Source organism: Hydrogenophilus hirschii (genome assembly GCF_054656675.1).
On the sequence record NZ_BAAHXQ010000001.1, the window covers coordinates 534,360 to 556,490 of the forward strand.

Consider the following 22,131-nt stretch of genomic DNA (forward strand, 5'->3'; position numbering starts at 1 on the left):
TGATGGCGTATTGTTATTTTCGCTATCGGATCACAGTGGGGAGATTACCACAAGCTTGTGGGGAGAAGGTCTGGGATGTATCGACCTGAGATTGGCATGGTGCCGGGGAGGGGACTCGAACCCCCAAGGCTTTTGATCGCCGGCGGATTTTAAGTCCGCTGTGTTTACCGATTTCACCACCCCGGCATCGCGCACCGCAATTATACGCAAAGGTAAAACGGCTCGAACGGGTGGGCTTTGGGCAGAGTACTTGTGATTTTATCAGCTTTATGGTGAAATTATGACCAATTGGTCATTATCTGGTTGTGCACATGAAAAAGCTAGAAAACGTTGCAGCGGCAGCGTCGCCCTACAAGCGGCGTCGGCGGCGGAAAGAGGCGCGGCCTCAGGAGCTGTTGGAAGCGGCGATGGCGCTTTTCATCGAGCGAGGGTACGCGGCGACGCGCCTGGAGGATGTCGCTGCCCGCGCGGGGGTGGTGAAGGGAACGATCTATCTTTACTATGCCGACAAATTGGCGCTTTTCACGGCTGTGGTGGAACAAGTGATTGCGCCGCTCTTGGGGGAAGACGAACAGTGGCTCACCGAAGGGGTGCCGTCTGATGCGGCGCCGTTCGATCGGTTGTGGTTGCTGCTCGAACGCTGGGGGGAGCGCCTGTTTCATACGCCGCTGGGTGGGCTGGCGAAGCTGGTGATGGCGGAAGCAAGCAATTTTCCGGAAATGGCCACCGTTTACCACGACCGGGTGATCCATCCCGCGATGGCGTTGGTGGAGCGGGTGATCATCGACGGTCAGAAGCGGGGCGATTTTCCGGTGACGTTGCAGCCGAAAGCCACTGCGCGGTTGGTGGTGGCGCCGCTTTTGCAGCGTTCGTTGTGGCTTTCTTCATTTGCGGTGGTCTGTTCCGAAGCCTCCGAAGCGCTGGATGAGGCGGTCTTCTGGGCCAATTATCGGTTGCTGCTCAGAGACGGTTTGTTGCGGCGTGTGGAGTGATCGGGATTTTTGGAGCGCGCGACGATGACGACGAAATGGGTGATGGTGGGACCCCGATGGTTGCTGGCGGTGGTGCTGATCATGAGCGCTGCCGTGGCTAGGGGGGCAGAAGCGGGTGTGCGATCGGAGCCGCTTGCTCTTCCCATCGCGACGGTGCGGGCGGTTGCGGCGCCAGCACGCACGTTTGCGGCAACAGTACGCGCGCGGTATGAGGTGGGCGTGGCGTTCCAGACAAGCGGCCGCTTGCTTGCCCGCACGGTGGAAGCGGGGGCTTCGGTCAAGAAAGGGGCGGTACTGGCGCAGCTCGATACGCGCGATCTCGAAGCGGCGTTGGACGCCGCGAAAGCACAGGCGCAACAGGCAAAGGCGCAGTGGTGGTTGGCGCAGAATGAGCGCAAGCGCGTTGCGGCGCTCTTTGCAAAGGGGTTTGTGGGTGAGCAGCAGTGGGATCGCGCCAAAGCCAGTGAACAGGCCGCGTTGGAAGCAGTGCGCGCCGCAGAAGCGCAGGTGCGCAGCGCCCGTTTGATGGTGGCGCACGCCGAGCTCAAGGCGCCGCAAGATGGGGTGGTGTTGACGTGGTTGGCCGAACCGGGGCAAGTGGTGGCCCCGGGGCAGCCGGTGGTACATATGGCGCTGGGAGCGGAGCGGGAACTGGAGGTAGCACTGCCGGAATCGCTTGCACACGATGCCCCCAAGGAAGGGGTGGCGGAATCGCCTTCCGGTGCGCGGTATGTCGTGGTTTGGCGTGAGCAGGATGGGGCGCTCGATCCCCTGTCGCGGACGGTGCGCGCGCGCTATCGTTTCGCGGCTTTCCCCCCTAAAGACACCGCTTTGGTCCTGGGCGCCGTATGGCGGCTAGCCTTGCCGTTCGCGGAAGCGGACGCGCAACGGGTGTGGCAGGTACCGGCAGCGGCGCTCGATGAACGGGGCAGTGGTGCGCGAGTCTGGCGCGTGGCACCGGATGGGCAAGTGACGCCTGTGCCGGTGACAGTGGTCCATTATGGGCGCCACGATGCGGTGGTAGCGGGCCCGCTCGACGAAGGGGCGCGGATCGTTGCCGGAGGGACCCACCGCCTGGTCCCGGGGGTTTCGGTGGTGGAGGCGCGGTAGATGGCTTTCCCCAATCTTTCCTCATTGGCGGTGCGGGAACGCGCCGTGACCCTTTTTTTCTTGATTTTGGCGTTGGCAGGCGGTGCGTTCGCGTTTTTGCAATTGGGGCGCGCCGAAGACCCGGCTTTCACGGTACGGGTGTTGATGGTTTCCGCGGTGTGGCCGGGGGCGAGTGCGGAGGCGGTTGAAGCGCAGATCACGAAACGGTTGGAAAAGCGCCTGCAAGAGGTGCCCAACCTCTACCGGCTGGATGCGACGGTTCGTCCCGGGCGAACCGATATCAAAGTGGAGTTCCACGATTACGTGCCGGAACGCGAACTGCCGCAGCTCTTTTACGAGGTGCGTAAGCGCATGTGGGATGAGACGCGGTCGATGCCCGCGGGGGCGATCGGGCCGATCGTGAACGACGACTTTTCCGACGTCTATTTCGCGCTCCTTGCGCTTACGGGGCCTACCAAGACCTACCGGGAACTGGTCGAAATCGGCGAGGAGATTCGTGACCGGTTGCAGCGCTTGCCCGGTGTGCATAAGGCGCAATTGCTGGGTGAGCGGCCGCAGACGGTCTATCTGGAATTCGATTGGCCGCGGTTGCAGCGCTTGGGTGTTTCGCCGTTGCAGGTGATGCAGGCGATTCAGGCCTACAACGAAATGGCCCCTGCCGGGTTCGTCGAAACCGACGCGGCGCGGCTCTATGTGCGGTTGCCTGCTGCGGATCTGGCTGAGCTCGATCGTCTGGAAGCGTTGCCGTTGCGGATCGGTTCGCGGGTGGTGCCTTTGGGGGAAGTGGCGCGCGTCCATCTGCAGGAGGAGGATCCGCCCAGCTATCTGGTTCGTTCTCGTGGCGACGATGCGTTGTTGCTCGGGGTGGTGATGCAGCGCGGGGAAAACGGTCTGGCGTTGGGCAAGCGGCTCGAGTCGTTCTTGGCCGATGCGCAAAAGCGGCTTCCTGCGGGGGTGCATCTGGAGGTGCTCACCAACCAGGCCGAGGCGATTTCGGCTGCGGTCGACCGTTTCCAGGTGAAGTTTTTCATGGCGGTGGCGGTGGTGACGGTCGTGACCCTGTTGGCGCTGGGGTGGCGCGCGGGGGTGGTGACCGCGATCGCGATTCCGCTGACACTGGGTATCGTCTTCCTGATCATGCTCGCGCGTGGGATCAGTCTGGACCGCGTTTCGCTGGGTGCGTTGATCCTGGCGTTGGGGCTGTTGGTGGATGATGCGATCATCGTGATCGAGATGATGGTGGTCAAGCTTGAGGAAGGGTGGGATCGGGCCCACGCGGCAACCCACGCGTGGCACGCCACCGCAGCGCCGATGCTCTTCGGTACGTTGGTGACGGCGGCGGGTTTTTTGCCGATCGGCTTTGCCAAATCGGGCGTGGGGGAGTACGCAGGCAACATCTTCTGGGTGCTGGCGTACGCGTTGGTGACCTCGTGGTTCGTCGCGGTGCTTTTCACGCCTTATTTGGGGTTCAAGCTGCTGCCCCATTACCACAAGGTCGAGGGGGGTATCGATGCGATTTATGGCACGCCCGCCTATCAGCGGTTGCGGTGGCTCATCAGCGCCTGCGTGCGCTACCGTAAGAGCGTGGTGGCGGTGACGGTGGCGTTGCTGGTCGCTGCGGGAGTCGGCATGGCGAAAGCGGTGCCGAAGCAGTTTTTCCCCAGTTCCGACCGGCCCGAAGTGCTGATCGACATTCAGATGCCGGCAGGGACCAGCATCGCGACAACCGACGCACTCACCCGGCGCATCGAGGCGATGCTGGCACCGATGCCCGAGGTGAAGTCGATGATGGCGCATGTGGGGCGGGGTGCGCCGCGCTTTTTCATCTCGGCAAGTCCCGAACCACCCGATACGGCGTTTGCGAAAATCGTGGCGGTCACGCACGACGTTGCGGCTCGGGAACGGGTGATCGCCGCGGTGCAGCAGGCGGTGGATCGGGGCGAGTTTGCCGAGGGGCGGGTGCGCGTGCATCGGTTGCTCTACGGGCCGCCCGTGGCGTGGCCGATCGAGTTCCGGGTGATGGGACCCGATCTCAATGAGGTGCGTCGCATTGCGCATGAGGTGCGTGCGGTGATGGCGCAACACACGAACGTGGTCGATCCGCACCTCAATTATGACGAACGAACCCCGGTGTTGCAGCTGACGTTTCTGCCCGAGCGGTTGGCCAGTTACGGGTTGACACCGCTCGAGGTCAAGCAGCAGTTGCAACTCGCGCTCACGGGCGTTCCGGTGACCGAATTGCGGCGCGGCGATCGTACCGTTGCGCTGATTGCGCGCGGGGCAGACGCCTGGTTGCGCGATCCGGCTGCGTTGGCCACAGTTGAAGTACGCAATGCCGCGGGCTCTCGGATTCCGTTGCAAGCGGTGGCGAAAATCGCGGTTGCCTACGAGGATCAGGTGATCAAACGGTATAACCGCGAGCGCTACATCGCTGTGCAGAGCGAAGTCGAAGGGGCACAGCCGCCCGATGTCACCAAAGCGCTCTGGCAAGCGCTCGAACCACTTCGTGCGACGTTGCCGCCGGAGTACCATCTGGAGATTGGTGGGACGGTGGAGGCCTCTGGTAAGGCCGATGCGTCGATCCAGAAATTGCAACCGATCATGGTGGCGGTGACCCTCATTTTCATCATGTTGCAGATGCGGGAGTTTGCCGGAACTTTCATGACCGTGGCCACGGCGCCGTTGGGGTTGATCGGCGCTACGGTGGCGCTGCTCCTTACGCAACGACCGTTCGGTTTCGTCGCGCTCTTGGGGCTCATCGGTTTGGGCGGGATTCTGATGCGCAACACGCTGATCCTGACCCAGCAGGTTCGTGACTTTCAAGAGCAAGGGTGGTCACCCGCAGAGGCGGTGATCGAAGCGGCGGTGCGGCGGGCGCGGCCGGTGGTACTCACCGCGTTGGCAGCCGCTTTGGCGTTTCTGCCGCTGGCTACCGACACCTTCTGGGGGCCGTTGGCGATCGTGCTGATCGGCGGCGTGGTGGTGGGAACGGCGATCACGCTCCTTTTCGTGCCGGCGCTCTACGCGATCTGGTATCGGTTGCCGAAAACGGTCGGGGTATAATCTTCATCAAGATTTGCTAATAATCAGGAGGATCCGATGGATTGGGAAAAGGCGCGGTTCAACATGGTCGAGCAGCAGGTGCGTACCTGGGAGGTGTTCGATTTGCGGGTGCTCGACACTTTGATGACGGTGAAGCGTGAGCGGTTCGTTCCGCCCCAATATCGCGCGTTGGCGTTTGCCGATGTCGAGATTCCGTTGCCGGAAGGGGAGCGGATGCTGCGTCCGGTGGTCGAGGCGAAGGCGCTTCAGGCGTTGATGATTCAGCCAAACGAGCGCATCCTGGAAGTGGGGACCGGTTCTGGGTTCTTTGCCGCCTGTTTGGCCCATTTGGGCGGTTCCGTGGTGACCGTTGAGCGCAAAGGGGTGTTGGCGGAGTACGCGGTTCGGTGTCTTCAAGACCAAGGCGTGCGCAATGTCGAGGTGATGGTTGGGGACGGTTTGGTCGCGGACGATCGTGCGAAATGGTGGCAAGCAGGCCCCTACGATGTCATCGTGCTTACGGGTGGTCTTCGGCAGCGTCCTGACCATTTGCTGCGGTACCTGAAGGTAGGGGGTCGGCTGTTGGCATTCGTCGGAACGGAGCCGGTGATGGAGGCGGTCCGTTTCGTCTGCACGGCGCCGGGCGCGTATCGTGAAGAGGGGGTTTTCGAAACTGTGGTGCCGATGTTGGTGGAACCTTCGCCAGCGCTGGCGCAGGCTGCGTGAGGAACGGGCGATGTGGCAGACCATCAAAGAATGGACGGTAGCCGAGTTGCAGACGGCACTGGCGGAAGAAACGGAGACGTTGCGCCCCGAGGTAATCGATGTTCGTGAGGCGTGGGAGGTGGCGCAGATGCCGTTTCCGGGGGCGCGCCATCTTCCGATGCATCTGATTCCGTTGTCTCTGGAGACGTTGCCGCGCGACCGGCCGATCGTTGTCGTCTGCCACAGTGGGGCGCGCAGCGCGCAAGTGGTCTATTTTTTGCAGCAGAAAGGTTTCGAGGCGGTCTATAACTTGCAAGGCGGGATGGTGGCGTGGGTGCGTGAAGCCGGTGCCGCGCAACCCGAAGCGCAGGGGGAATCACGATGAAGGCGAAGCGGTGGTTGCCGTTGCTATTGAGCAGCGTGTGTGCAGGGTGGTTCGCATCTGTCCATGCCGAACCGTTGGAAACGGTGTTGCGCTGGGCGGAGCAGAACGATCCGGTGATTGCGGCAGCCCGCGCAGCGCGTGCAGCAGGCAAAGAGAAGGAGGTGCAAGGGCGGGCGCTTTTGTTGCCTTCTTTGGGTGCTTCTGCGGATACCTTTTGGAACCGCGTCGAAATCAGGGGGTTCGAAAAACATTACAACACCAATCAGTGGGGTGTGAAGTTCACGCAGCCGCTTTACCGTCCGCAGAACTGGGCACAGGCTAAGCAGGCGGAACTCCAGTCCGAGTTGGCCGAATTGCAGTGGCGGGACGCTGAGCAGCAGTTGGTGTTGCGGGTGGCAAAAGCGTGGTTCGACGTCTTGACCGCGCGGGCGCAATTGCAAGCGGCCGAAGAGTTGCGCGCTGCGGCAGAGGGGCAACTGAAACTGGCGAAGGCCAGTTTCGAGGTCGGCACCGTCACGGTGGTGGACGTCTATGAGGCGCAATCGCGGTATGACCTTGCCGAAGCCCAGGTGGTTGCGGCGAAGAACGGGGTGGCGGTGGCTGAAGCCGCGCTGGTCTCGATCACGGGCCAGGCTCCGCAGCGTTATCCGCGCTTGAAAATGGACGTGAAGCTGCTTCCTCCGGAGCCCGCAGAGTTGTCCGCTTGGGAAGCAGCGGCGCGCGCCGACAATCTGGCGGTGTTGCAAGCGCAGGTGGCAGAGCGAATTACGAAAGAGGAGTTGGCGCGGCGGCGCGCTGGCCACCAACCGACGGTTGATCTGGAAGCGATGGTGGGCAATCAGCGCCTGTTTTTGCAATCGAGCTTTTCTTCCGCCGACGTCGATGCCGCACAGATCGGGGTGCGGGTGACGATTCCGCTCTATGCAGGCGGCGCGATCACGTCGCAGGTGCGCGAGGGGGCGGCGCTCTTGACGCAAGCGCAACGCAATCGCGACGCGGCTGAGCGGCAGGCGGTGCTGGCCACCAAGCAGGCCTATCTGAACGTGACCAACGGGCTCACCCGGGTGAAAGCGCTTGAGGCTGCGCTTGCTTCGTCGCTCAAAAATTTGGAAGCGACGAAAACGGGGTTCGAGGTGGGGGTGCGCATCAATCTGGACGTGTTGAACGCGCAGGCGCAAGTGGCCGATGCGCGGACACAACTGGCGCAAGCGCGCTTCGATACGCTGCTGGCGCTGTTGCAGCTCAAGGCCGCGGCGGGGCAGCTGGCGGCGTCCGATTTGGCGCAGGTGGATGCGTTGTTCGAGGAAGAGTGAATGGGGTGACTCCGTCCGCCGCTGAGTCGCGCTCTGCGGCGGAGGGGGTGAGGAGCGGCGCCACGGTGGCCATCGTTCGCTCGGTGGCGCCGCGGTGCGCCGCAAGGAAAAGTGCCCCTTGGGCGACGTGTTCTGCGTGGAGTTCTGCGCTGTGCAGTAGCCGCAATGCGTAACGAAGCCCCGCTTCCGGATCGGGGCATTGGACGATCGCGCGGGAACGGCGGCCAGTGGTGACCAGTTCGGCGAAGTGGAAGACGTGGGGGCCGACCACGGGCGGACATCCGGCAGCAATCGCTTCCAGGGGGTTTTGCCCGCCGAAGGGTTTCCAACTGCCGCCGATGAGTGCGGCGCGTGCCAACGTATAGTAAGCGGTCATTTCGCCCAGGCTATCCCCCAACCAGACGTCCAGCCCCGGGTTCGGGAGCGTTTCGCTCCGCCTGGCCCACTGATAGCGGCGTTGGGTCAGAAGCGCCCCAACCGCGTCACACCGTTCGGGATGACGGGGGACGATCACCAAGAGCGGCGCGCGCCATTGCGGGGGAAAGGTTTCGAGGAGCCGTTCCCACGCGTCGAGCAGCAGTTTCTCTTCGCCATCACGGGTGCTTGCCCAGACCAACGCCGCCCGGTTGCCCAAGTGGCGTTGCCAGCTTTTGCCCAGCGCGACCAGTTCGGGGTTCGGCGTTTGGTCGAATTTGAGGTTGCCGGTGACCACCACGTGCTTTGCCCCCAGTTCGCGGAAACGTTCTGCGTCATCCGCGGTTTGCGCGGCAATCAGGGTGAGCGCTTCCCACGCAATCGGTAGCCAACGCTGCCAGCGGCGGTAGCGGCGGAACGACCGTTCGGAGAGGCGAGCGTTGATGAGCGCAACCGGCATCGCCGTTTCCTGCGCGACGCGCAACCAGTTGGGCCACAGTTCCGTTTCCATCAAGAGGAGCGCGCGCGGGCGGGTGGCGGCAACGAACGCGGCGACCCATGCTGAGTGGTCATAGGGTGCCCAGGCTTGGCGCACCAGTGGGTCGCTGCTCCACGCGTTTGCGCCCGTTTCGCGACCCGTTGGGGTCATATGGGTGAGGAGCACCGGCAGCGAGGGGTACTGGCGGCGAATCGCCGCGATGAGCGGCTGCGCCGCACGCGTTTCGCCAACGGAAACCGCGTGCACCCAAACGGGACGCGCCAGGTTCTCGGGCCACGTGACGACGCCGAATCGTTCCGCTATCCCTTCGGCGTAACCAGGGTGGAGCGACTCGGCAAGCCGTTTGAGCCGCTTTTCCAGCAGCGGGCGCGCCCAGTGCCACAGGCGATCGTAGATATGGTAGGTTCGCACAGTCATCAGTATAGCGCGAAGGGAGGTTGCGTGCGATGGCCACCTGGGTGGTGGGCGATGTCCAAGGGTGTTGCGCCGCGTTGGAGCGGTTGCTGGCGTTGTGCCGTTTCGACCCGCAGCGGGACCGCTTGTGGTTGGTCGGGGATTTGGTGAATCGTGGGCCGCAATCGCTCGAGGTGCTGCGGTTGCTCGCGTCGTTGCCCGAAAGGGCGGTGACCGCTGTGTTGGGCAACCACGATCTCTATGCGTTGATGCGCGCGGCGGGGCTCAAAAAAAGCGCGAAAGACGACACGCTCGATTCCCTTTTTTCCGCTCCGGACCGGGACCGCTTGCTCGATTGGCTGCGGGCGCGGCAGCTGTTGGTCTGGGACGAGGCATTGGGGTGGGCGATGGCGCACGCAGGCATACCGCCGGTGTGGGATTGGGAAACCGCGGTAGCGGCGAACGCCGAAGTGGTTGCGAAATTACAGCACGATTTGGGCTGGTTGCGCCAACTCAAAGGGGGGGAATCGGTTTGGCATCCCGAATTGGAGGGGATGGCACGGATTCGCTACATCGTGAACGGTTTGACGCGTATGCGCTTCGTCGATGCAAAGAGCGGGGCCCTGGAGCTCAAAGCGAAAGGGCCGCCGACGAACGCGCCCAAGGGAACCGTTCCCTGGTTTCGGTACGCCAAACGGGTTGCGTTGCCGTATCGGGTGGTTTTCGGTCACTGGTCGCTGCTGGGGTTTTATGCCGACGCGGCGGTGATGGCGGTCGATACGAGTTGTGTCTATGGTGGGCGGTTGACCGCGGTGCGGCTGGAGGATCAGGCGGTGGTTTCGGTGGCGTGTACCGATTGTGGCGGCACGAAGGGGTGAGCGCTGGCACGCTCGGTGCACGGGCTACGCGGCTTCTTCCTGCGCGTGCGCCAAAGCCGCGCGGATCGCCTGTTCGGCGTTGCGGGTGAGCGTTTTGCGGTCGTTTCCGGTAAGGGGGGAAAGGAGTTGCACGCGGGCGGTGAGCGGTCGGGCCGCAAGGAGGTTTTCGAGGGTATCCCAGAAGGTCATTGCGCCGACGAACGCGGCCGCGGTGGTTGGGGTACCGTCTGCGCGGTGGTAACTGAGCGCGACCGGTTGCACGGGTGCGTTGGCGTGCACGGCGCTACTCAGTAACGCGCTGTGAAACGGCCGCAGGGTGGTGCCGTCGGTTGTCGTTCCTTCGGGAAACAAGGCGACGGTTTCGCCGTTTTGGAGCGCCGCGGTGAGGGTTTTGCCGATGGTCGCAGCGTGGTGCTTGGAGCCGCGCGCAAGGAAAATCGTGCCGTGCTGAGCGGCGAGCCAACCCAACACGGGCCAGCGCCGTACCTCACTTTTGGCGACGAACCGCATGGGGGCCACGGCCATGAGGACTGGGATGTCGAGCCAGGAGATGTGGTTTGCGACGACGAGCGCACCTGGGTGGACGGCGCCGGTGACGACGAGCTCGACGTCGAGCGCGGCCAGAATCCGCCGTGCCCAGAAGGATCGGAGGCGCGCACGTTGGCTTGGGCGAAGCCACGGAAAGAGGGTGATCGTGGCGAGTAGCCCAAAGAGGAGCCAGCCAAAGAGCCGCAGTTTGCACCACCACGCGGTGCGGTAGCGTCGGGTGGTAGTAGCGTTTTCGAAGGTCAAAGGCGGCAGCGCTTTACCCAGGCAAGGTTCAAAGCGATCAAGCGTAGCAGATGTGGGGGCAGACGCCAAGCGGTATCTGGTTGGGGTGGGCGTCGAGCGGTGCGGTGCAATCATCGTGTGCTTCACAGGTCACGCGTGACTCAACGATTCGCTACGAAGCGCATTTCGGGAGAAGTGTCGGCGGTAGCGCGGGGCGAGCCGTTCTCCGTCGAGTAGAACGGGAAAGTCGACGCAGTGGAAATCGGGGTCGATCGTCGGGTCGCCTGCAATCCAAGCACCTGCGGCCAAGTAGGCCAAGATGAGCGAGGGACAAGGCGCGGGTTCGACGCCGTCGAGCGGCATCGGTTCGATGCGGCGCCACGGGGTGACATGAAATTCGATCGGCGCTTCGTACTTTTGCCGCAGGGTCCGGTATTGCGCGAGCACGGCGTCGAGGCCGCAATGGTAGGGGAATGACGCCAAGCCGAAGAGGTAGCGAACGCGAAAGCGAGCCAGGTAGGCGGCAAGGCCGCGAAAAAGCAGTCCGATCACCGCGCCAGTGCGGTGTTCGGGGGCGATACAGGCGCGCGACAGTTCGACGAAATCGAGCCGTTTGATGCGGGTGAGATCGTATTCGGCTTCGGCGCACCGTTCGCCGACGACCCGTGCGCTGCGGGACGGCAGCAGACGGTAGCAACCGACCACCGAATCGTCACTCTTGTCGAGCACGAGCAGATGGTGGCAGAAGGGGTCGAAAAGGTCGTGATCGAGGCCCGGCTTGCGGGTTTTGAGGCGAGCGCCCCACTCGCCGGCAAAGACGCGGTAGCGCAGCCGCTGTGCGGCGAGCAGTTGCGCGTCGTCGTGGGCGAGGATGAGGCGATAGCGCGGGGTTTCGGCAAAACAGAGGGTGGGGTCGGTCGCGGTCATGGCTTGCTCCCTGTGTGACGGGGTTTCCCAGCTGCCCGCAGCCACTCAGGGGTGCGGGCAGGGGGTTGTGGCGTTGGCGTTCAGGCAGCGCCGAAGATCGGAGCGCCATCTTCCCGTTCGATCACGAGCGTGGCGCTGCGGGGCCGGCCACCGGTGATTTCCGGGAATTGGCTGTGTGGCCAGTCGGAAAAGAGCGTGGGTTGTTGGTTGAGCACTGTGTTAAGCATTTCAGCCGGAAAACCGGGGGCGCGCGGATGCCCCTCCGCTTCACCTGGGTGTTGGATGTTGATGAACATCGTGCGACCGTCTGGGCTGAAGGTGATGCCGGTGATTTCGCAACCCGACGGCCCGACGAGAAAGCGGCGGATTTCGCCGGTATTCGGGTCGGCAACCAACATCTGGTTGTTGCCTTGCCCCGCGAATTCGCCACGATTGCTGTAATTGCCGTCGGTCTGGATCCAGAGCCGCCCCATGCGGTCGAACGCCAGCCCATCGGGGGAGTTGAACATGTTTTCGGGCGTGACGTTGATCGAGCCGGCGCGGGGATCCGTTTCCGGGTAGACTTCCGGGTTGCCGGCTATGACGAAGAAATCCCACGCGAACTCGGTTGCAGCGGCGTCGTTTCCTGCCTCTTGCCAGCGGACGATCTGCCCCCAGAAGTTGGGCGCGCGCGGGTTCGCGGCGTCGACGGCATCGGCTTGACGTTTGCTGTTGTTGGTGAGGGTGACGAAGACTTCGCCGCTCGTTGGGTGGATCGCGATCCATTCGGGCCGATCCATTTTGGTCGCGCCTGCAACGTCTGCCGCGGCACGGGTGAAAATGAGGACCTCGGCGTCCGTGGGGAACCGGGGGTCTGATGCGATTTTCGGATTGGCGCGAGAAAGGAGATGCCAACGCCCGAGCAGGCGGCCGTTGCCCGTGTCGTTGCTCGTGAATTCCGCAACGAAGAGGTCACCGTCGTCCAAAAGATCACGGTTCGCCTCCGGATTGGTCGGGTCGAACGGTTTTCGGCTGACGAATTTGTAGAGGTATTCGAACCGTTCGTCGTCGCCCATATAGACGACCACCCGTCCATCTTTTGCGAGCGTCACCGCGGCGTTTTCGTGTTTGAAACGCCCAAGCGCGGTGCGTTTTTTCGGTGTGCTTTCCGGATCGAACGGGTCGATTTCGACCACCCAACCGAAACGGTTGGGTTCGTTCGGGGTGCGCGCGACGTCGAAACGGGGGATCGCTTCATGCCAGCGGTAACCGAAACCATTTGCGATGCCGTAGCGTTTGTGCATCGGATCGTTGGGGTTGCCATTACCGAAGTAGCCGTTGAAGTTTTCTTCGCAGGTGAGGTAGGTACCCCACGGGGTGACGCCGTGTGCACAGTTGTTGAGCGTTCCCAGGACGAGTCGGCCGCTGGGGTCGTCTTGCGTTTGCAGGAGCGGGTGACCTGCAGCGGGGCCGGTGAGCGCGCACGGGGTGGCGCCAGTGATGCGGCGGTGGTAGCGACTTTCCGGCACTTTGTCCCAGCCGTTTGGCCCGCGTCGCAGATGGATGATCGAGACACCGTGCGCCGCGATCGCTTTGTTCGCTTTTTCCTCACTCAGCGTCGCTTGGGGTAGGAAATCGGCGGGATAGAGGTATTCCAGATTGGTGTATTCGTGGTTGAGCGCAAGGAGTCCTTCGTCGCTTTTTCCGGGAAATGGAAAGAGGTGCATCCCGTCGTGGTTGTCACCGATCTGCTGCGCTTGCTCGGCGGCGGTGTTGCTGCCATCCGGTTTGAAATGGGCGTTGGGATGGGTCAGCGGGTCGCCCCAGGGGAGGATCGCGCGGATCTTGAAACCCGGCATCACGGTGACACGATCTTCGGAGTGTGTCGGGATGCTGGGGCCAAAAGGGGCAAGCAGCGTGCTGGTATTCGACACGCGTTGCGGTGCACCGGGCAGTGCTGCGGCGGTACCACGGGCGGTGGCGGCGTTCGTCCAGGGCGCAAAGAGGGCCAAAAGCGCACTACCAACCGCTCCTTTGAGGAGTGCTCGCCGCTTTTCCATCACGCACGCGGCAATTTCGTGGAACGTTGGATTGGTGCTGTCGTTGCTCAGCGGTTCGTCGTATGCTTTCATCGTTGCGCTCCTGTCGTGCAGACACGGGTAGCTTAGCGAATCGGTGTGACAACTTGATGACAGGATCTGATTGACCGGGGGGTGCCTTACCGCTAGAATGGCCCGGATTTTGGGCTTTGCTAAGGGGGAACCGTGTCTTTTCCGATTGCGGTGTGTGGGTCGATGGCCTACGATACGATCATGGTCTTTCCCGATCGTTTCCGCAACCACATCTTGCCGGAACAGATCCATATCTTGAACGTGGCGTTCCACGTTCCCGAATTGCGGCGAGAATTCGGTGGGTGCGCCGGAAACATCGCGTATGGGTTGCGGTTGCTGGGGATGGATCCGATCATTGTCGCGACGATGGGGCAGGATGCCGGGCCCTATTTGGAACGGTTGCGCCAGTTGGGGATCCGCGACGAGGGGATCCGTCTCTTCGCGGAAGAGATGACGGCGCAGGCTTATATCATCACCGACCTCGACGACAACCAGATCACGGCGTTTCATCCGGGTGCGATGCTGCGTTCGCACGCCGCATCGATCGAGCCGGGGTGGGGCGCTGTATGGGGGATCGTCGCGCCCGACGGGCGCGAAGGGATGTTGGTCCACTGCGAAACCTTTCACGAACTGGCGGTGCCGTTCGTTTTCGATCCGGGGCAGGGGTTGCCGCTCTTGACCGGCGCGGAGTTGGTGCGCTGCCTGGAATTGGCTCAGGTCGCGGTGGTCAACGACTACGAAGCGAAGCTGTTGGAGGAGCGCACGGGGTTGCGGCTGCCGCAGTTGGCGGAGAGGGTCGAGGCGCTGATCGTGACCCGAGGCGGAGAAGGCGCGGATCTTTTCTGTGATGGGCGGTGCGAACGGATCGAGGCTGTGCCGCCGCGAGCGGTGGTCGATCCGACGGGGTGCGGCGACGCGTTTCGCGCCGGACTCTTGTGTGCGAAAGCGCTCGGGGCCGATTGGGGCGATGCGGTACGGCTCGGGTCGGTGATGGGTTCGGAAAAGATCGCGGTGAGCGGCGCGCAGAACTATGCCCTTACCTTTTCTGAAGCGGTGGCGCGGTTGCGCACCCACTACAGGGTCGGGGCAGCATGGGCTAAAATGCCGTAGTCGGTACGTCGTGACAATGGTGGATCGGAAACGCGCAGCAGCAGGAGGTTTCGATGAACAAACGGTTTTTGACGGTGATCGTCGGGGTGGCTGGTAGCGCGCTGCTGGTGACCGGGTGTGCGCCCAGTTTGGGGAGCAGCGCCTACGCCCGTACTGAGGCGCGGCGGGTGATGGAGGTCAAATACGGGGTGATCGAAGCGATCCGTCCGGTGCAGCTCGAAGGGACGGAATCGGGCGCTGGAACGCTCACGGGTGCGCTTTTGGGGGGGCTTGCGGGGAACACCTTGGGTGGCGGACGTGGCCGAATTGCCACCACCGCGGTGGGGGCGGTTGCGGGTGCCGTGGCCGGTCAAGCCGTGGAGGGTGCCGTGACCGCTCGCCCAGGGGTAGAGATCACGGTGCGCCTCGACAATGGCCGCGTCTTGGCGGTGACCCAAGAGGATGAAGGTGAAGGGTTCCGCGTTGGCGAACGGGTTCGGCTTTTGACCGACCGTTACGGCAACGCGCGCGTTGCCCGTTGATGGCGCGGGTTACGGGCGGTTACGGGTAAAACGGGACGACTTCGAAACCGACGATCCCGCTTTCGACGATTTGTAGCGAAAGCGTGACCGCGATGCGGCGGTGGGGGGCAAACGGCGTCGTCTGCGGTGCCCCCCAATCGGCAGGCAGAAGGTTTTTGCGCACGAGTGCTCGGCCGAGTCCGTCGGTCAGGGTGAGGGCCAGGTGGGGCCACGGCATCGGGTAGTCGGCGCGGTTCGTCATGGTCAATTCGAGGGTATAACGCGCAGGGTCGGCTTCTTTGATGAGGCGGGCGTCATCGATCTGTATCCGTTCGGAGTCCGCTGGCGGTGTGAGCGTGCAGCCCAGCGCTTGGCAGATCGTTTCCCCGATGGGGTAGAGTTCGGGGAAGATGCGGATCAGTGTGGGGTGCGCAACCCATGCTGCTTGCCCAAGCGCGGTAAGGAAAAGGAGGAGCGCCAAAAGCAACGCGATCGCGTGCGCAAGCGGGTTGCGGGCTGCTGGCGGGGTGGGGGGGTCGCGATCCAGTGCGGCAGGGTTGCGATAGGCGGCCGTTACCGCGCTCGGGCTGAGCGATTCCGCGTCTGCGTGTTCGAACGGGGAGGGGCTGGGTTCGACGCGGTTTTCGGTTTCGTTTGGGGCTGCGGGCGGGGGTGCCGGTTCGTCCGAAGGCTTCGGGGCACGTTCTTCCGGGGGGAGTTCGGAAACGGTAGCACGGAGCGCGTTGAACGGTTCGAAACATTCGCCGCACAGTGCCCATCCCTGGGCTTTTGCCAGAACCCGGTCACTGGTGGCGAAGGTGGCACCGCAATGGGGACAACGGACGATGCGTTTGCCGCTGAAGGGTTCATCACGCAGGCACCGATCGTCGGCTGTGGTCATGATCGGGTTCCCTCTAGCCGTACCCAGCCCTCCCGTTCGGCAGCGATTTCGAGCCGAATCCATGGGGCGTACGCAGCGATGACGGCATCGGCCTGTTCGGCAAGAATCCCTGCAAGCGCGATTTTGCCTTGCGATGCGACGCGTGTTGCCAAGGTCGGTGCCAGGACGATGAGCGGTCTGGTGAGGATGTTCGCAACCACCAAGTCGAACGTTTGGTTAAGGGGCGCATCGGCGGGCAGCACAGTGAGATCGACGCTGTTTGCTTCGGCGTTGGCGCAGGTGGCAGTGCGTGCGTCGGCGTCGATGTCGACCGCAGTGACTGCACTGGCGCCCAGCTTGGCTGCGGCGATCGCCAGAATACCCGATCCACACCCGTAGTCGAGTACCGAAGCGCCAGCGGTGACTTCGCGTACAAGCCATTCCAGGCAGAGGTGGGTGGTGGGGTGGCTACCGGTGCCAAAAGCCAATCCCGGGTCAAGACGGATTACGGGTGCCGTAGTGGCGGGGGGTTCGTGCCAGCTGGGTACGATCCAGAGCGCGCCGTCGGCAACCGCGATCGGCGGGAATTGGTTTTGGGTTTGCCGCACCCAATCGGTTTCGGCGATCGGCACGAGTTCGGGTTCGTCGGGGAGTGTGACCTGCGCGGCGCGGGCCATTTCGGCCAGACGTTGCGACCACGGGGCGTCGCTGTCGAAGAGGAGCGCGACGACGGATCGCCGCCACAAGGTGGCCGGGGCTTCGCCGGGTTCGCCGAATTGGGGGGTTTCGTCCGGGGTTCCGGCGTCGGCGTCTTCCAGGGTTGCCGAAAGGGCGCCGTGGTCGAGTGCGACTTCAGCGAGCCGTTCCGCGTCCTCGGCCGGTAGGACGATCCGGACTTCGAGCCAGCGTGCGGCGCTATTTTTTGCCGCGGGCATCGAGCCACTGCTCCAGGTAGTGGATCGAGACGCCCCCTTCGCCGAACGCAGCGTCGTTCATGAGTTGCAGGTGCAGCGGGGCGTTGGTCTGAATCCCCGTGACGACGAGCTCTTGCAACGCGCCGCGCATCTTGGCGATGGCTTGGCGACGGGTAGGGGCATGAACGATGAGTTTACCGATCATCGAGTCGTAGTGGGGGGGCACGGTGTAGCCGGAATAGACGTGGGAGTCGACCCGTACTCCCGGACCGCCAGGGGCGTGCCACTGTTCGACGCGTCCCGGTGAAGGGGTGAAGCGGTAAGGGTCTTCGGCGTTGATGCGGCATTCGATCGCATGACCGCGAAGGGAAACCGCTTGTTGGGGGAACCACAGCGGTTCGCCTGCCGCGATGCGGATTTGCGCCTGCACGAGGTCGATTCCGGTGATGAGTTCGGTCACTGGGTGTTCGACCTGGATGCGGGTGTTCATTTCGATGAAGTAGAAGCGCCCGTTTTCGTAGAGAAACTCGAAGGTACCTGCACCGCGGTAGCCGATACGACGGCAGGCTTCGGCGCACGCTTCGCCGATTTCGGCAATCGCCGCGCGGTCGATGCCGGGCGCCGGGGCCTCTTCGATGATTTTTTGGTGGCGGCGCTGCATCGAGCAGTCCCGTTCGCCGAGCCAGACGGCGTTGCCGTGGGCGTCGGCGAGTACCTGGATTTCGATGTGCCGCGGTTGTTGTAAGAATTTTTCGAGGTAGACCGCGGCGTTGCCAAACGCGGCGCGCGCTTCGTTGCGTGTGGTTTCGACTGCGGAAAGGAGCGCGGCTTCGGTGTGCACGACCCGCATGCCGCGACCACCCCCGCCGCCAGCGGCTTTGATGATCACGGGAAAACCGATCTCGTGCGCGATGCGCACGATTTCGTCGGGGTCGTCCGGTAGCGCGCCGTCGGAGCCGGGGACGCAAGGTACGCCGGCATCGAGCATGGCGCGTTTCGCAGCGACCTTGTCCCCCATCATCGCGATCGTCTCTGGGCGCGGACCGATGAAGGTGAATCCGCACGCTTCGACGCGTTGCGCAAATTCGGCGTTTTCGGAGAGGAAGCCGTAGCCGGGGTGGATCGCTTCGGCGTCGGTCACTTCGGCGGCAGCGATGATCGCGGGGATGTTGAGGTAGCTTTTCCCCGCTGGGGCAGGGCCGATGCACACCGCTTCGTCGGCAAGACGAACGGGTTTGCTATCACGGTCGGCTTCGGAATAGACCATCACCGTGGCGATGTCGAGTTCGCGGCACGCGCGTAGGATCCGGAGCGCGATTTCACCCCGGTTGGCGATCAGGATTTTGTTGAACGGGGGTCGTTCGGGCGCTGCGTCCAGCGTGGGTTGGATCGTGTGACTCATGGCCGGATCATCCGATCACGAAGAGGGGTTGGCCATATTCGACCGGCTGGCCGTTTTCGACGAGGATTGCTTTGACGACACCTGCGACGTCGGCTTCGATTTCGTTCATCAGTTTCATCGCTTCGATGATACAGAGCCGGTCGCCCACTGTGACATGGCTGCCCACTTCGACGAAGGGGGGCGCGGTGGGCGAAGGGGCGCGGTAGAAGGTGCCCACCATCGGCGATTTCACGACGTGGCCCGGGGGCAATCCCGGGTCGGCTGGGGCAGCGGTTTCGTTGGTGGGGGTGCTCACTGCGGGTGTGGCTTGTGGGGCGGTGGGTACCGGTGTGGCGTGGACGGTTGCGCCCGCGGGGTATGGGGCAGTGACCGACGGGAGGGTGACCGGCGGTTGCTTGGCGATACGAACTTTCTCTTCGCCTTCGGTGATCTCGATTTCGGCAATCCCGGACGCTTCGACGAGTTCGATCAATTTCTTGAGTTTGCGTAGGTCCATCGATCGGATTCCTTAAGAGGTTGCACGGTTAGGGTTCGTTTCACGCTCGAGCCAGTCCATCGCCGCTTCGAGCGCCGCCTCATAGCCAAAAGCGCCCAATCCTGCAATGACGCCCACGGCTTTGTCGGAAAGGTAGGAATGGCGCCGAAACGGCTCGCGCGCGTGGATGTTGGAGAGGTGAATTTCGATGAAGGGAATTTGCACTGCGGCGAGCGCATCGCGAATCGCGACGCTGGTGTGGGTGTAGGCGCCGGGGTTGATGAGGATGAAATCGACGCCCTCTTCCATTGCCGCTTGAATCCGGTCTACGAGCGCCCCTTCGTGGTTGCTCTGATAGCTCTCGACGATCGCTCTTGCGCCGGCGCGGGCCGTCAACGCGGTGTGGATGTCGGAGAGCGTGACGCGACCGTAGATTTCCGGTTCGCGCACGCCCAAGAGGTTGAGGTTCGGGCCGTGGAGCACCAAAATGCGCCACGGTTCGTTAGGAGCAGCAGCCATCGGGTCGTTCCTTTGCAGCGTTTCGCGGTGCAAAGCTGCAAGTTTGCCGCATTTCGCCGCTTTTGGCTAGAGGGCGTTCGCCCGGGGGTCATCGTTCGAGCGCTTGGGCGATGAGTGTTTCAAGACGCTCCCGCGAGATCAAGCCGACATGGTGCGCGACGGGTTGCCCGTTTGCATCGAGAACCAGCGTAAAGGGCATGCCGCGGTTGGGGTTGCCGAGTTTCGTCGTCTGCCCCAGGGCAAAGCCGCCTGCGACCAGGGTAGGGTAGGGCAGGTCGAATTCGCGCGCGAACGCAAGGAGTTTGTCGCGTTCGTCCAGTCCTAGGCCTACGAAATGGACGCGCCCGGCGTAGTGGCGGGCAGCCGCGGCGAAATCGGGGAGCTCTTTTTTGCACGGTGGGCACCAGGTGGCCCAGAAGTTGATGATCAGCGGTTTGCCGCGCCACTCGTTCAGGGTTCGTGGGCTACCCGATTCGATTTCCGGCATTTGAGCGGTCAGGAGTTGCTGGAGCGCGCGGGCATCGTAACCCGAAAAGGAGGGGTCGGCTGGTTTCTGGGTGGCGACTGTTTGACTGAAAAAGAGCCACAAGACGCCTGCGGCAAGAAGCCCTGCAATGAGCCAATGGACAAGGGCTTGGCGCGACGACGTACGAGTAGACTTCGGGTTCGGCTCTTGGGGGGGGGAGTTGAGCGGGTCGTTCATCACGCCTCCTGCAAGAGTTGTTCGAGCATCGCAAGGGTGAGGCCGCGCTCTGTTTTTTTTCGCCGCCGTTCGTCGACCGCGGGCCAGACGCGCAGCCGAACGGGGTAGCGTGTGTCTTCGAGGATCAATTCGGTTTCTGGGCGGCGCGCGGCACTGGCTTTCGGCGTATGGACCCGGAAATGGCGATGTTCGTTGAGGAGAAAAATTTCCACATCTTTCCCCGATTCGGCGAAGAGGTCGATTTCGATTTCACTCATCGGCCCAGCGGTCCCGTGCGCAACCGCGCCGACCAGGTACGCCGGCCACGGAAGCCACGCAAGCGTGTGCGCAGCTTCGCGACGCATCGCGGTGAGTCGTTCTGGAAGGTTTTCGATCTCGCCATATTCGGCGACGAATTCTGCCAGTGCCGCTTCGACCGCTTCGTTGCTGGGCAGCATCGTGCGCGGCGGCAGGCCAAGCTGTTTGGCCGCTTTGCGCTTGGCAAACGCAAGGTCACGAATGCCTTCGTCGAAGATGAGCCGCGCTGCGACGTGGGCGATCTCGTCGCGGTAGTCGATCGCCTCGTAAGTTTTGCGTTTCATGGGGAATGGGGTATGCGAGAATTCGCCCTATTGTACCAATCAGACGGTGCTGCACGATGCATCTGCACATTTTGGGTATGGGCGGGGTGTTCATGGCTGGGGTGGCGATTCTGGCGAAAGCGCTCGGCTACCGGGTGACGGGGTGTGATGGGCCCCTCTATCCTCCGATGAGCGACGTGTTGGCAGCGCATGGGTTGACGCCGATCGAAGGGTATGACGCCGATCAGATTCGTTTGGGTGCCGATTGTTACGTGGTCGGGAATGCGATTTCGCGCGGCAACCCGTTGCTGGAGGCGATCCTGGACGCCGGTTTGCCTTTCGTCTCGGGCCCACAGTGGTTGGCCGAGACGGTGCTGCGCGGGCGGTGGGTGATCGCGGTGAGCGGTACCCACGGCAAGACGACCACTACGGCGATGACGGCGCATATTTTGCGCACGGCGGGGTTCAACCCTGGGTATCTCATCGGCGGCGCGGTGCCGGGGTTCGAAGCGCCGGCGGCGTTGGGGGATTCTCCATTTTTCGTGATCGAAGCCGACGAGTACGACACCGCTTTTTCGGACAAGCGGGCGAAATTCCTCCATTACCGCCCGCGGACGTTGGTGATCAACCATTTGGAGTACGACCACGCCGATATCTACCCCGATCTGGCTGCGATCGAGACGCAATTCCACCATTTGATCCGAACGATGCCGCGAAGCGGGGCGATTTTCGCGCGTGCGGGAATCCCGGCGATCGATCGGGTATTGGCGCGGGGGGTATGGTCGGAAGTGGCCCGTTTTGGGTTGGCAGAATCGTATCTAGGTGGACATAATGCCCAAGCAGACGACCGGGTGGAAGTGCCGCGCTGGCAGGTGCAGGTGGCAGGGGATCGGGCGCACTACGCGTTCGATGGGCGAGCGATCGGAAGTGTGACCCTTCCGTTGCCGGGAGTCCATAATGCGCTCAACGGACTTGCTGCGGTGGCTGCGGCAAGCCACGCCGGGGTGCTTCCCGAGCAGGCGGTCGCGGCGCTGGCCAGTTTTCCCGGGGTGAAGCGGCGGCTCGAAAAGGTGGGGGAGGCGGCTGGGGTGACGGTCTTCGACGACTTTGCCCACCATCCGACGGCGATTGCCGCGACGCTCGATGCGCTGCGACCCCGGGTGACGGGGCGATTGATCGCGCTTTTCGAACCGCGGTCGAACACGATGAAGCGCGGGGTGATGCAGGCGGAGTTGCCCGCAGCCTTTGCACGCGCGGATCGTGTCTTCGGGTACGCGAAAGGACTTTCTTGGGACTTGGCGGCAGCGCTGGCGCCGCTCGGTGCAAAGGCCAAGGTGGTAACCGAGATCGAAGCGTTGGTGGCGGAGATCGTTGTGTGCGTAGAACCGGGTGATGCGGTGGTGGTGATGAGTAATGGGGCATTCGAAGGGGTGCAGCGCACCTTGCTGGCGGCACTGAGGGCAAAGGAGCGACGCGTTGGTGTGTGATCCGGATGCCGAATCGTGGGTTCGTCCACCCTATTGGGAAACGGCGTGTGCCGAGCTCAGGG

21 protein-coding genes and 1 tRNA gene are annotated in these 22,131 nt (G+C 63.1%); 10 read left to right on the top strand and 12 right to left on the bottom strand.

The window, feature by feature from the left end; translation table 11 throughout:
• Window positions 1-97 precede the first annotated feature (97 nt).
• Window positions 98-186, bottom strand: a tRNA-Leu gene (locus tag ACYQ4Z_RS02720).
• Between the two features lie 125 nt (window positions 187-311).
• Between ACYQ4Z_RS02720 and ACYQ4Z_RS02725 the strand changes: the two genes are divergently transcribed.
• Genes ACYQ4Z_RS02725 through ACYQ4Z_RS02750 form a run of 6 tightly spaced genes read left to right on the top strand, consistent with a single transcriptional unit; the run spans window position 312 to window position 7,547 of the window.
• On the top strand, window positions 312-992 hold the full coding sequence (locus ACYQ4Z_RS02725) for a TetR/AcrR family transcriptional regulator (protein ID WP_219973455.1): 681 nt from the start codon (window positions 312-314) through the stop codon (window positions 990-992).
• Window positions 993-1,016: 24 nt separating this feature from the next.
• Complete coding sequence (locus ACYQ4Z_RS02730) at window positions 1,017-2,102, top strand: efflux RND transporter periplasmic adaptor subunit (RefSeq protein ID WP_459859955.1); 1,086 nt, start codon at window positions 1,017-1,019, stop codon at window positions 2,100-2,102.
• Window positions 2,103-5,165: an efflux RND transporter permease subunit gene (locus ACYQ4Z_RS02735; protein ID WP_219973452.1), complete on the top strand. Its 3,063-nt coding sequence runs from the start codon at window positions 2,103-2,105 to the stop codon at window positions 5,163-5,165.
• Window positions 5,166-5,201: 36 nt separating this feature from the next.
• Window positions 5,202-5,870, top strand: a complete 669-nt coding sequence (locus tag ACYQ4Z_RS02740) for a protein-L-isoaspartate O-methyltransferase family protein (RefSeq protein ID WP_459859957.1) — start codon at window positions 5,202-5,204, stop codon at window positions 5,868-5,870.
• 10 nt (window positions 5,871-5,880) lie between these two features.
• Window positions 5,881-6,234, top strand: coding sequence for a rhodanese-like domain-containing protein (locus ACYQ4Z_RS02745; RefSeq protein ID WP_219973449.1), 354 nt, complete (start codon window positions 5,881-5,883; stop codon window positions 6,232-6,234).
• A complete protein-coding gene (locus ACYQ4Z_RS02750; RefSeq protein ID WP_459859959.1) occupies window positions 6,231-7,547 on the top strand; it encodes a TolC family outer membrane protein in 1,317 nt (438 codons plus the stop codon). Before ACYQ4Z_RS02745 ends, ACYQ4Z_RS02750 begins: the two co-directional genes overlap by 4 nt.
• Here the strand turns inward: ACYQ4Z_RS02750 and ACYQ4Z_RS02755 are convergent.
• Window positions 7,477-8,877: a 3-deoxy-D-manno-octulosonic acid transferase gene (locus ACYQ4Z_RS02755; protein ID WP_459859961.1), complete on the bottom strand. Its 1,401-nt coding sequence runs from the start codon at window positions 8,875-8,877 to the stop codon at window positions 7,477-7,479. The two genes, ACYQ4Z_RS02750 and ACYQ4Z_RS02755, sit on opposite strands and share 71 nt — an antisense overlap.
• A gap of 29 nt (window positions 8,878-8,906) precedes the next feature.
• Between ACYQ4Z_RS02755 and ACYQ4Z_RS02760 the strand changes: the two genes are divergently transcribed.
• Window positions 8,907-9,731 carry a symmetrical bis(5'-nucleosyl)-tetraphosphatase gene (locus ACYQ4Z_RS02760; protein WP_459859963.1) on the top strand — a complete coding sequence of 275 codons (825 nt, stop codon included), beginning with the start codon at window positions 8,907-8,909 and terminating at the stop codon, window positions 9,729-9,731.
• Window positions 9,732-9,755: 24 nt separating this feature from the next.
• On the opposite strand, the gene ACYQ4Z_RS02765 is transcribed toward ACYQ4Z_RS02760, so the two are convergent.
• From ACYQ4Z_RS02765 to ACYQ4Z_RS02775, 3 genes are all read right to left on the bottom strand, one after another.
• Window positions 9,756-10,637, bottom strand: a complete 882-nt coding sequence (locus ACYQ4Z_RS02765; protein ID WP_219973439.1) for a lysophospholipid acyltransferase family protein — start codon at window positions 10,635-10,637, stop codon at window positions 9,756-9,758.
• Window positions 10,638-10,652: 15 nt separating this feature from the next.
• A complete protein-coding gene (locus ACYQ4Z_RS02770; protein WP_219973436.1) occupies window positions 10,653-11,429 on the bottom strand; it encodes a GNAT family N-acetyltransferase in 777 nt (258 codons plus the stop codon).
• Between the two features lie 80 nt (window positions 11,430-11,509).
• Window positions 11,510-13,540, bottom strand: a complete 2,031-nt coding sequence (locus tag ACYQ4Z_RS02775) for a PhoX family protein (RefSeq protein WP_459859966.1) — start codon at window positions 13,538-13,540, stop codon at window positions 11,510-11,512.
• Between the two features lie 162 nt (window positions 13,541-13,702).
• On the opposite strand from ACYQ4Z_RS02775, the gene ACYQ4Z_RS02780 reads away from it, so the two are divergent.
• Together ACYQ4Z_RS02780 and ACYQ4Z_RS02785 are read left to right on the top strand one after the other, a co-directional pair.
• Window positions 13,703-14,629 carry a carbohydrate kinase family protein gene (locus tag ACYQ4Z_RS02780; RefSeq protein ID WP_119336062.1) on the top strand — a complete coding sequence of 309 codons (927 nt, stop codon included), beginning with the start codon at window positions 13,703-13,705 and terminating at the stop codon, window positions 14,627-14,629.
• A 53-nt stretch (window positions 14,630-14,682) separates the two neighbouring features.
• Window positions 14,683-15,150: an outer membrane lipoprotein gene (locus ACYQ4Z_RS02785; protein ID WP_119334789.1), complete on the top strand. Its 468-nt coding sequence runs from the start codon at window positions 14,683-14,685 to the stop codon at window positions 15,148-15,150.
• A gap of 19 nt (window positions 15,151-15,169) precedes the next feature.
• On the opposite strand, the gene ACYQ4Z_RS02790 is transcribed toward ACYQ4Z_RS02785, so the two are convergent.
• The 7 genes from ACYQ4Z_RS02790 to ACYQ4Z_RS02820 form a co-directional block, all read right to left on the bottom strand.
• Window positions 15,170-16,030, bottom strand: a complete 861-nt coding sequence (locus tag ACYQ4Z_RS02790) for a zinc-ribbon and DUF3426 domain-containing protein (RefSeq protein ID WP_459859968.1) — start codon at window positions 16,028-16,030, stop codon at window positions 15,170-15,172.
• Window positions 16,027-16,944: a 50S ribosomal protein L11 methyltransferase gene (prmA, locus tag ACYQ4Z_RS02795; protein ID WP_119334791.1), complete on the bottom strand. Its 918-nt coding sequence runs from the start codon at window positions 16,942-16,944 to the stop codon at window positions 16,027-16,029. The genes ACYQ4Z_RS02790 and prmA overlap by 4 nt, the downstream gene beginning before the upstream one ends.
• Window positions 16,925-18,325 carry an acetyl-CoA carboxylase biotin carboxylase subunit gene (gene accC / locus ACYQ4Z_RS02800; protein ID WP_459859970.1) on the bottom strand — a complete coding sequence of 467 codons (1,401 nt, stop codon included), beginning with the start codon at window positions 18,323-18,325 and terminating at the stop codon, window positions 16,925-16,927. Before accC ends, prmA begins: the two co-directional genes overlap by 20 nt.
• A 7-nt stretch (window positions 18,326-18,332) precedes the next feature.
• The gene (gene accB, locus ACYQ4Z_RS02805; protein ID WP_119334793.1) at window positions 18,333-18,821 is read right to left on the bottom strand and encodes an acetyl-CoA carboxylase biotin carboxyl carrier protein; all 489 of its coding nucleotides are present in this window, start codon (window positions 18,819-18,821) and stop codon (window positions 18,333-18,335) included.
• 12 nt (window positions 18,822-18,833) lie between these two features.
• Window positions 18,834-19,319, bottom strand: a complete 486-nt coding sequence (gene aroQ / locus ACYQ4Z_RS02810) for a type II 3-dehydroquinate dehydratase (protein ID WP_219972565.1) — start codon at window positions 19,317-19,319, stop codon at window positions 18,834-18,836.
• An 88-nt stretch (window positions 19,320-19,407) separates the two neighbouring features.
• Window positions 19,408-20,022, bottom strand: a complete 615-nt coding sequence (locus tag ACYQ4Z_RS02815) for a TlpA family protein disulfide reductase (RefSeq protein ID WP_459859973.1) — start codon at window positions 20,020-20,022, stop codon at window positions 19,408-19,410.
• Window positions 20,022-20,603 carry a hypothetical protein gene (locus ACYQ4Z_RS02820; protein ID WP_459859975.1) on the bottom strand — a complete coding sequence of 194 codons (582 nt, stop codon included), beginning with the start codon at window positions 20,601-20,603 and terminating at the stop codon, window positions 20,022-20,024. The genes ACYQ4Z_RS02815 and ACYQ4Z_RS02820 overlap by 1 nt, the downstream gene beginning before the upstream one ends.
• Before the next feature lie 56 nt (window positions 20,604-20,659).
• Here ACYQ4Z_RS02820 and mpl point away from each other — a divergent pair, with 56 nt between their 5' ends.
• Window positions 20,660-22,069 (top strand): UDP-N-acetylmuramate:L-alanyl-gamma-D-glutamyl-meso-diaminopimelate ligase, encoded by a 1,410-nt coding sequence (gene mpl / locus ACYQ4Z_RS02825; protein ID WP_459859977.1) that lies wholly within the window; start codon window positions 20,660-20,662, stop codon window positions 22,067-22,069.
• Window positions 22,070-22,131: the final 62 nt, after the last annotated feature.

What these genes read in the sequence shown, in the direction of transcription:
- ACYQ4Z_RS02750 (WP_459859959.1), top strand. Translation starts at nt 6,231, where the DNA reads ATGAAGGCGAAGCGGTGGTTGCCGTTGCTATTGAGCAGCGTGTGTGCA.
- accB (WP_119334793.1), bottom strand. Translation starts at nt 18,821, where the DNA reads ATGGACCTACGCAAACTCAAGAAATTGATCGAACTCGTCGAAGCGTCC.
- accC (WP_459859970.1), bottom strand. Translation starts at nt 18,325, where the DNA reads ATGAGTCACACGATCCAACCCACGCTGGACGCAGCGCCCGAACGACCC.
- ACYQ4Z_RS02760 (WP_459859963.1), top strand. Translation starts at nt 8,907, where the DNA reads ATGGCCACCTGGGTGGTGGGCGATGTCCAAGGGTGTTGCGCCGCGTTG.
- ACYQ4Z_RS02755 (WP_459859961.1), bottom strand. Translation starts at nt 8,877, where the DNA reads ATGACTGTGCGAACCTACCATATCTACGATCGCCTGTGGCACTGGGCG.
- ACYQ4Z_RS02785 (WP_119334789.1), top strand. Translation starts at nt 14,683, where the DNA reads ATGAACAAACGGTTTTTGACGGTGATCGTCGGGGTGGCTGGTAGCGCG.
- ACYQ4Z_RS02820 (WP_459859975.1), bottom strand. Translation starts at nt 20,603, where the DNA reads ATGAAACGCAAAACTTACGAGGCGATCGACTACCGCGACGAGATCGCC.
- mpl (WP_459859977.1), top strand. Translation starts at nt 20,660, where the DNA reads ATGCATCTGCACATTTTGGGTATGGGCGGGGTGTTCATGGCTGGGGTG.
- ACYQ4Z_RS02725 (WP_219973455.1), top strand. Translation starts at nt 312, where the DNA reads ATGAAAAAGCTAGAAAACGTTGCAGCGGCAGCGTCGCCCTACAAGCGG.
- ACYQ4Z_RS02780 (WP_119336062.1), top strand. Translation starts at nt 13,703, where the DNA reads ATGGCCTACGATACGATCATGGTCTTTCCCGATCGTTTCCGCAACCAC.
- aroQ (WP_219972565.1), bottom strand. Translation starts at nt 19,319, where the DNA reads ATGGCTGCTGCTCCTAACGAACCGTGGCGCATTTTGGTGCTCCACGGC.
- ACYQ4Z_RS02735 (WP_219973452.1), top strand. Translation starts at nt 2,103, where the DNA reads ATGGCTTTCCCCAATCTTTCCTCATTGGCGGTGCGGGAACGCGCCGTG.
- ACYQ4Z_RS02745 (WP_219973449.1), top strand. Translation starts at nt 5,881, where the DNA reads ATGTGGCAGACCATCAAAGAATGGACGGTAGCCGAGTTGCAGACGGCA.
- ACYQ4Z_RS02790 (WP_459859968.1), bottom strand. Translation starts at nt 16,030, where the DNA reads ATGACCACAGCCGACGATCGGTGCCTGCGTGATGAACCCTTCAGCGGC.
- ACYQ4Z_RS02740 (WP_459859957.1), top strand. Translation starts at nt 5,202, where the DNA reads ATGGATTGGGAAAAGGCGCGGTTCAACATGGTCGAGCAGCAGGTGCGT.
- ACYQ4Z_RS02765 (WP_219973439.1), bottom strand. Translation starts at nt 10,637, where the DNA reads ATGATTGCACCGCACCGCTCGACGCCCACCCCAACCAGATACCGCTTG.
- ACYQ4Z_RS02815 (WP_459859973.1), bottom strand. Translation starts at nt 20,022, where the DNA reads ATGAACGACCCGCTCAACTCCCCCCCCCAAGAGCCGAACCCGAAGTCT.
- prmA (WP_119334791.1), bottom strand. Translation starts at nt 16,944, where the DNA reads ATGCCCGCGGCAAAAAATAGCGCCGCACGCTGGCTCGAAGTCCGGATC.
- ACYQ4Z_RS02775 (WP_459859966.1), bottom strand. Translation starts at nt 13,540, where the DNA reads ATGAAAGCATACGACGAACCGCTGAGCAACGACAGCACCAATCCAACG.
- ACYQ4Z_RS02770 (WP_219973436.1), bottom strand. Translation starts at nt 11,429, where the DNA reads ATGACCGCGACCGACCCCACCCTCTGTTTTGCCGAAACCCCGCGCTAT.
- ACYQ4Z_RS02730 (WP_459859955.1), top strand. Translation starts at nt 1,017, where the DNA reads ATGACGACGAAATGGGTGATGGTGGGACCCCGATGGTTGCTGGCGGTG.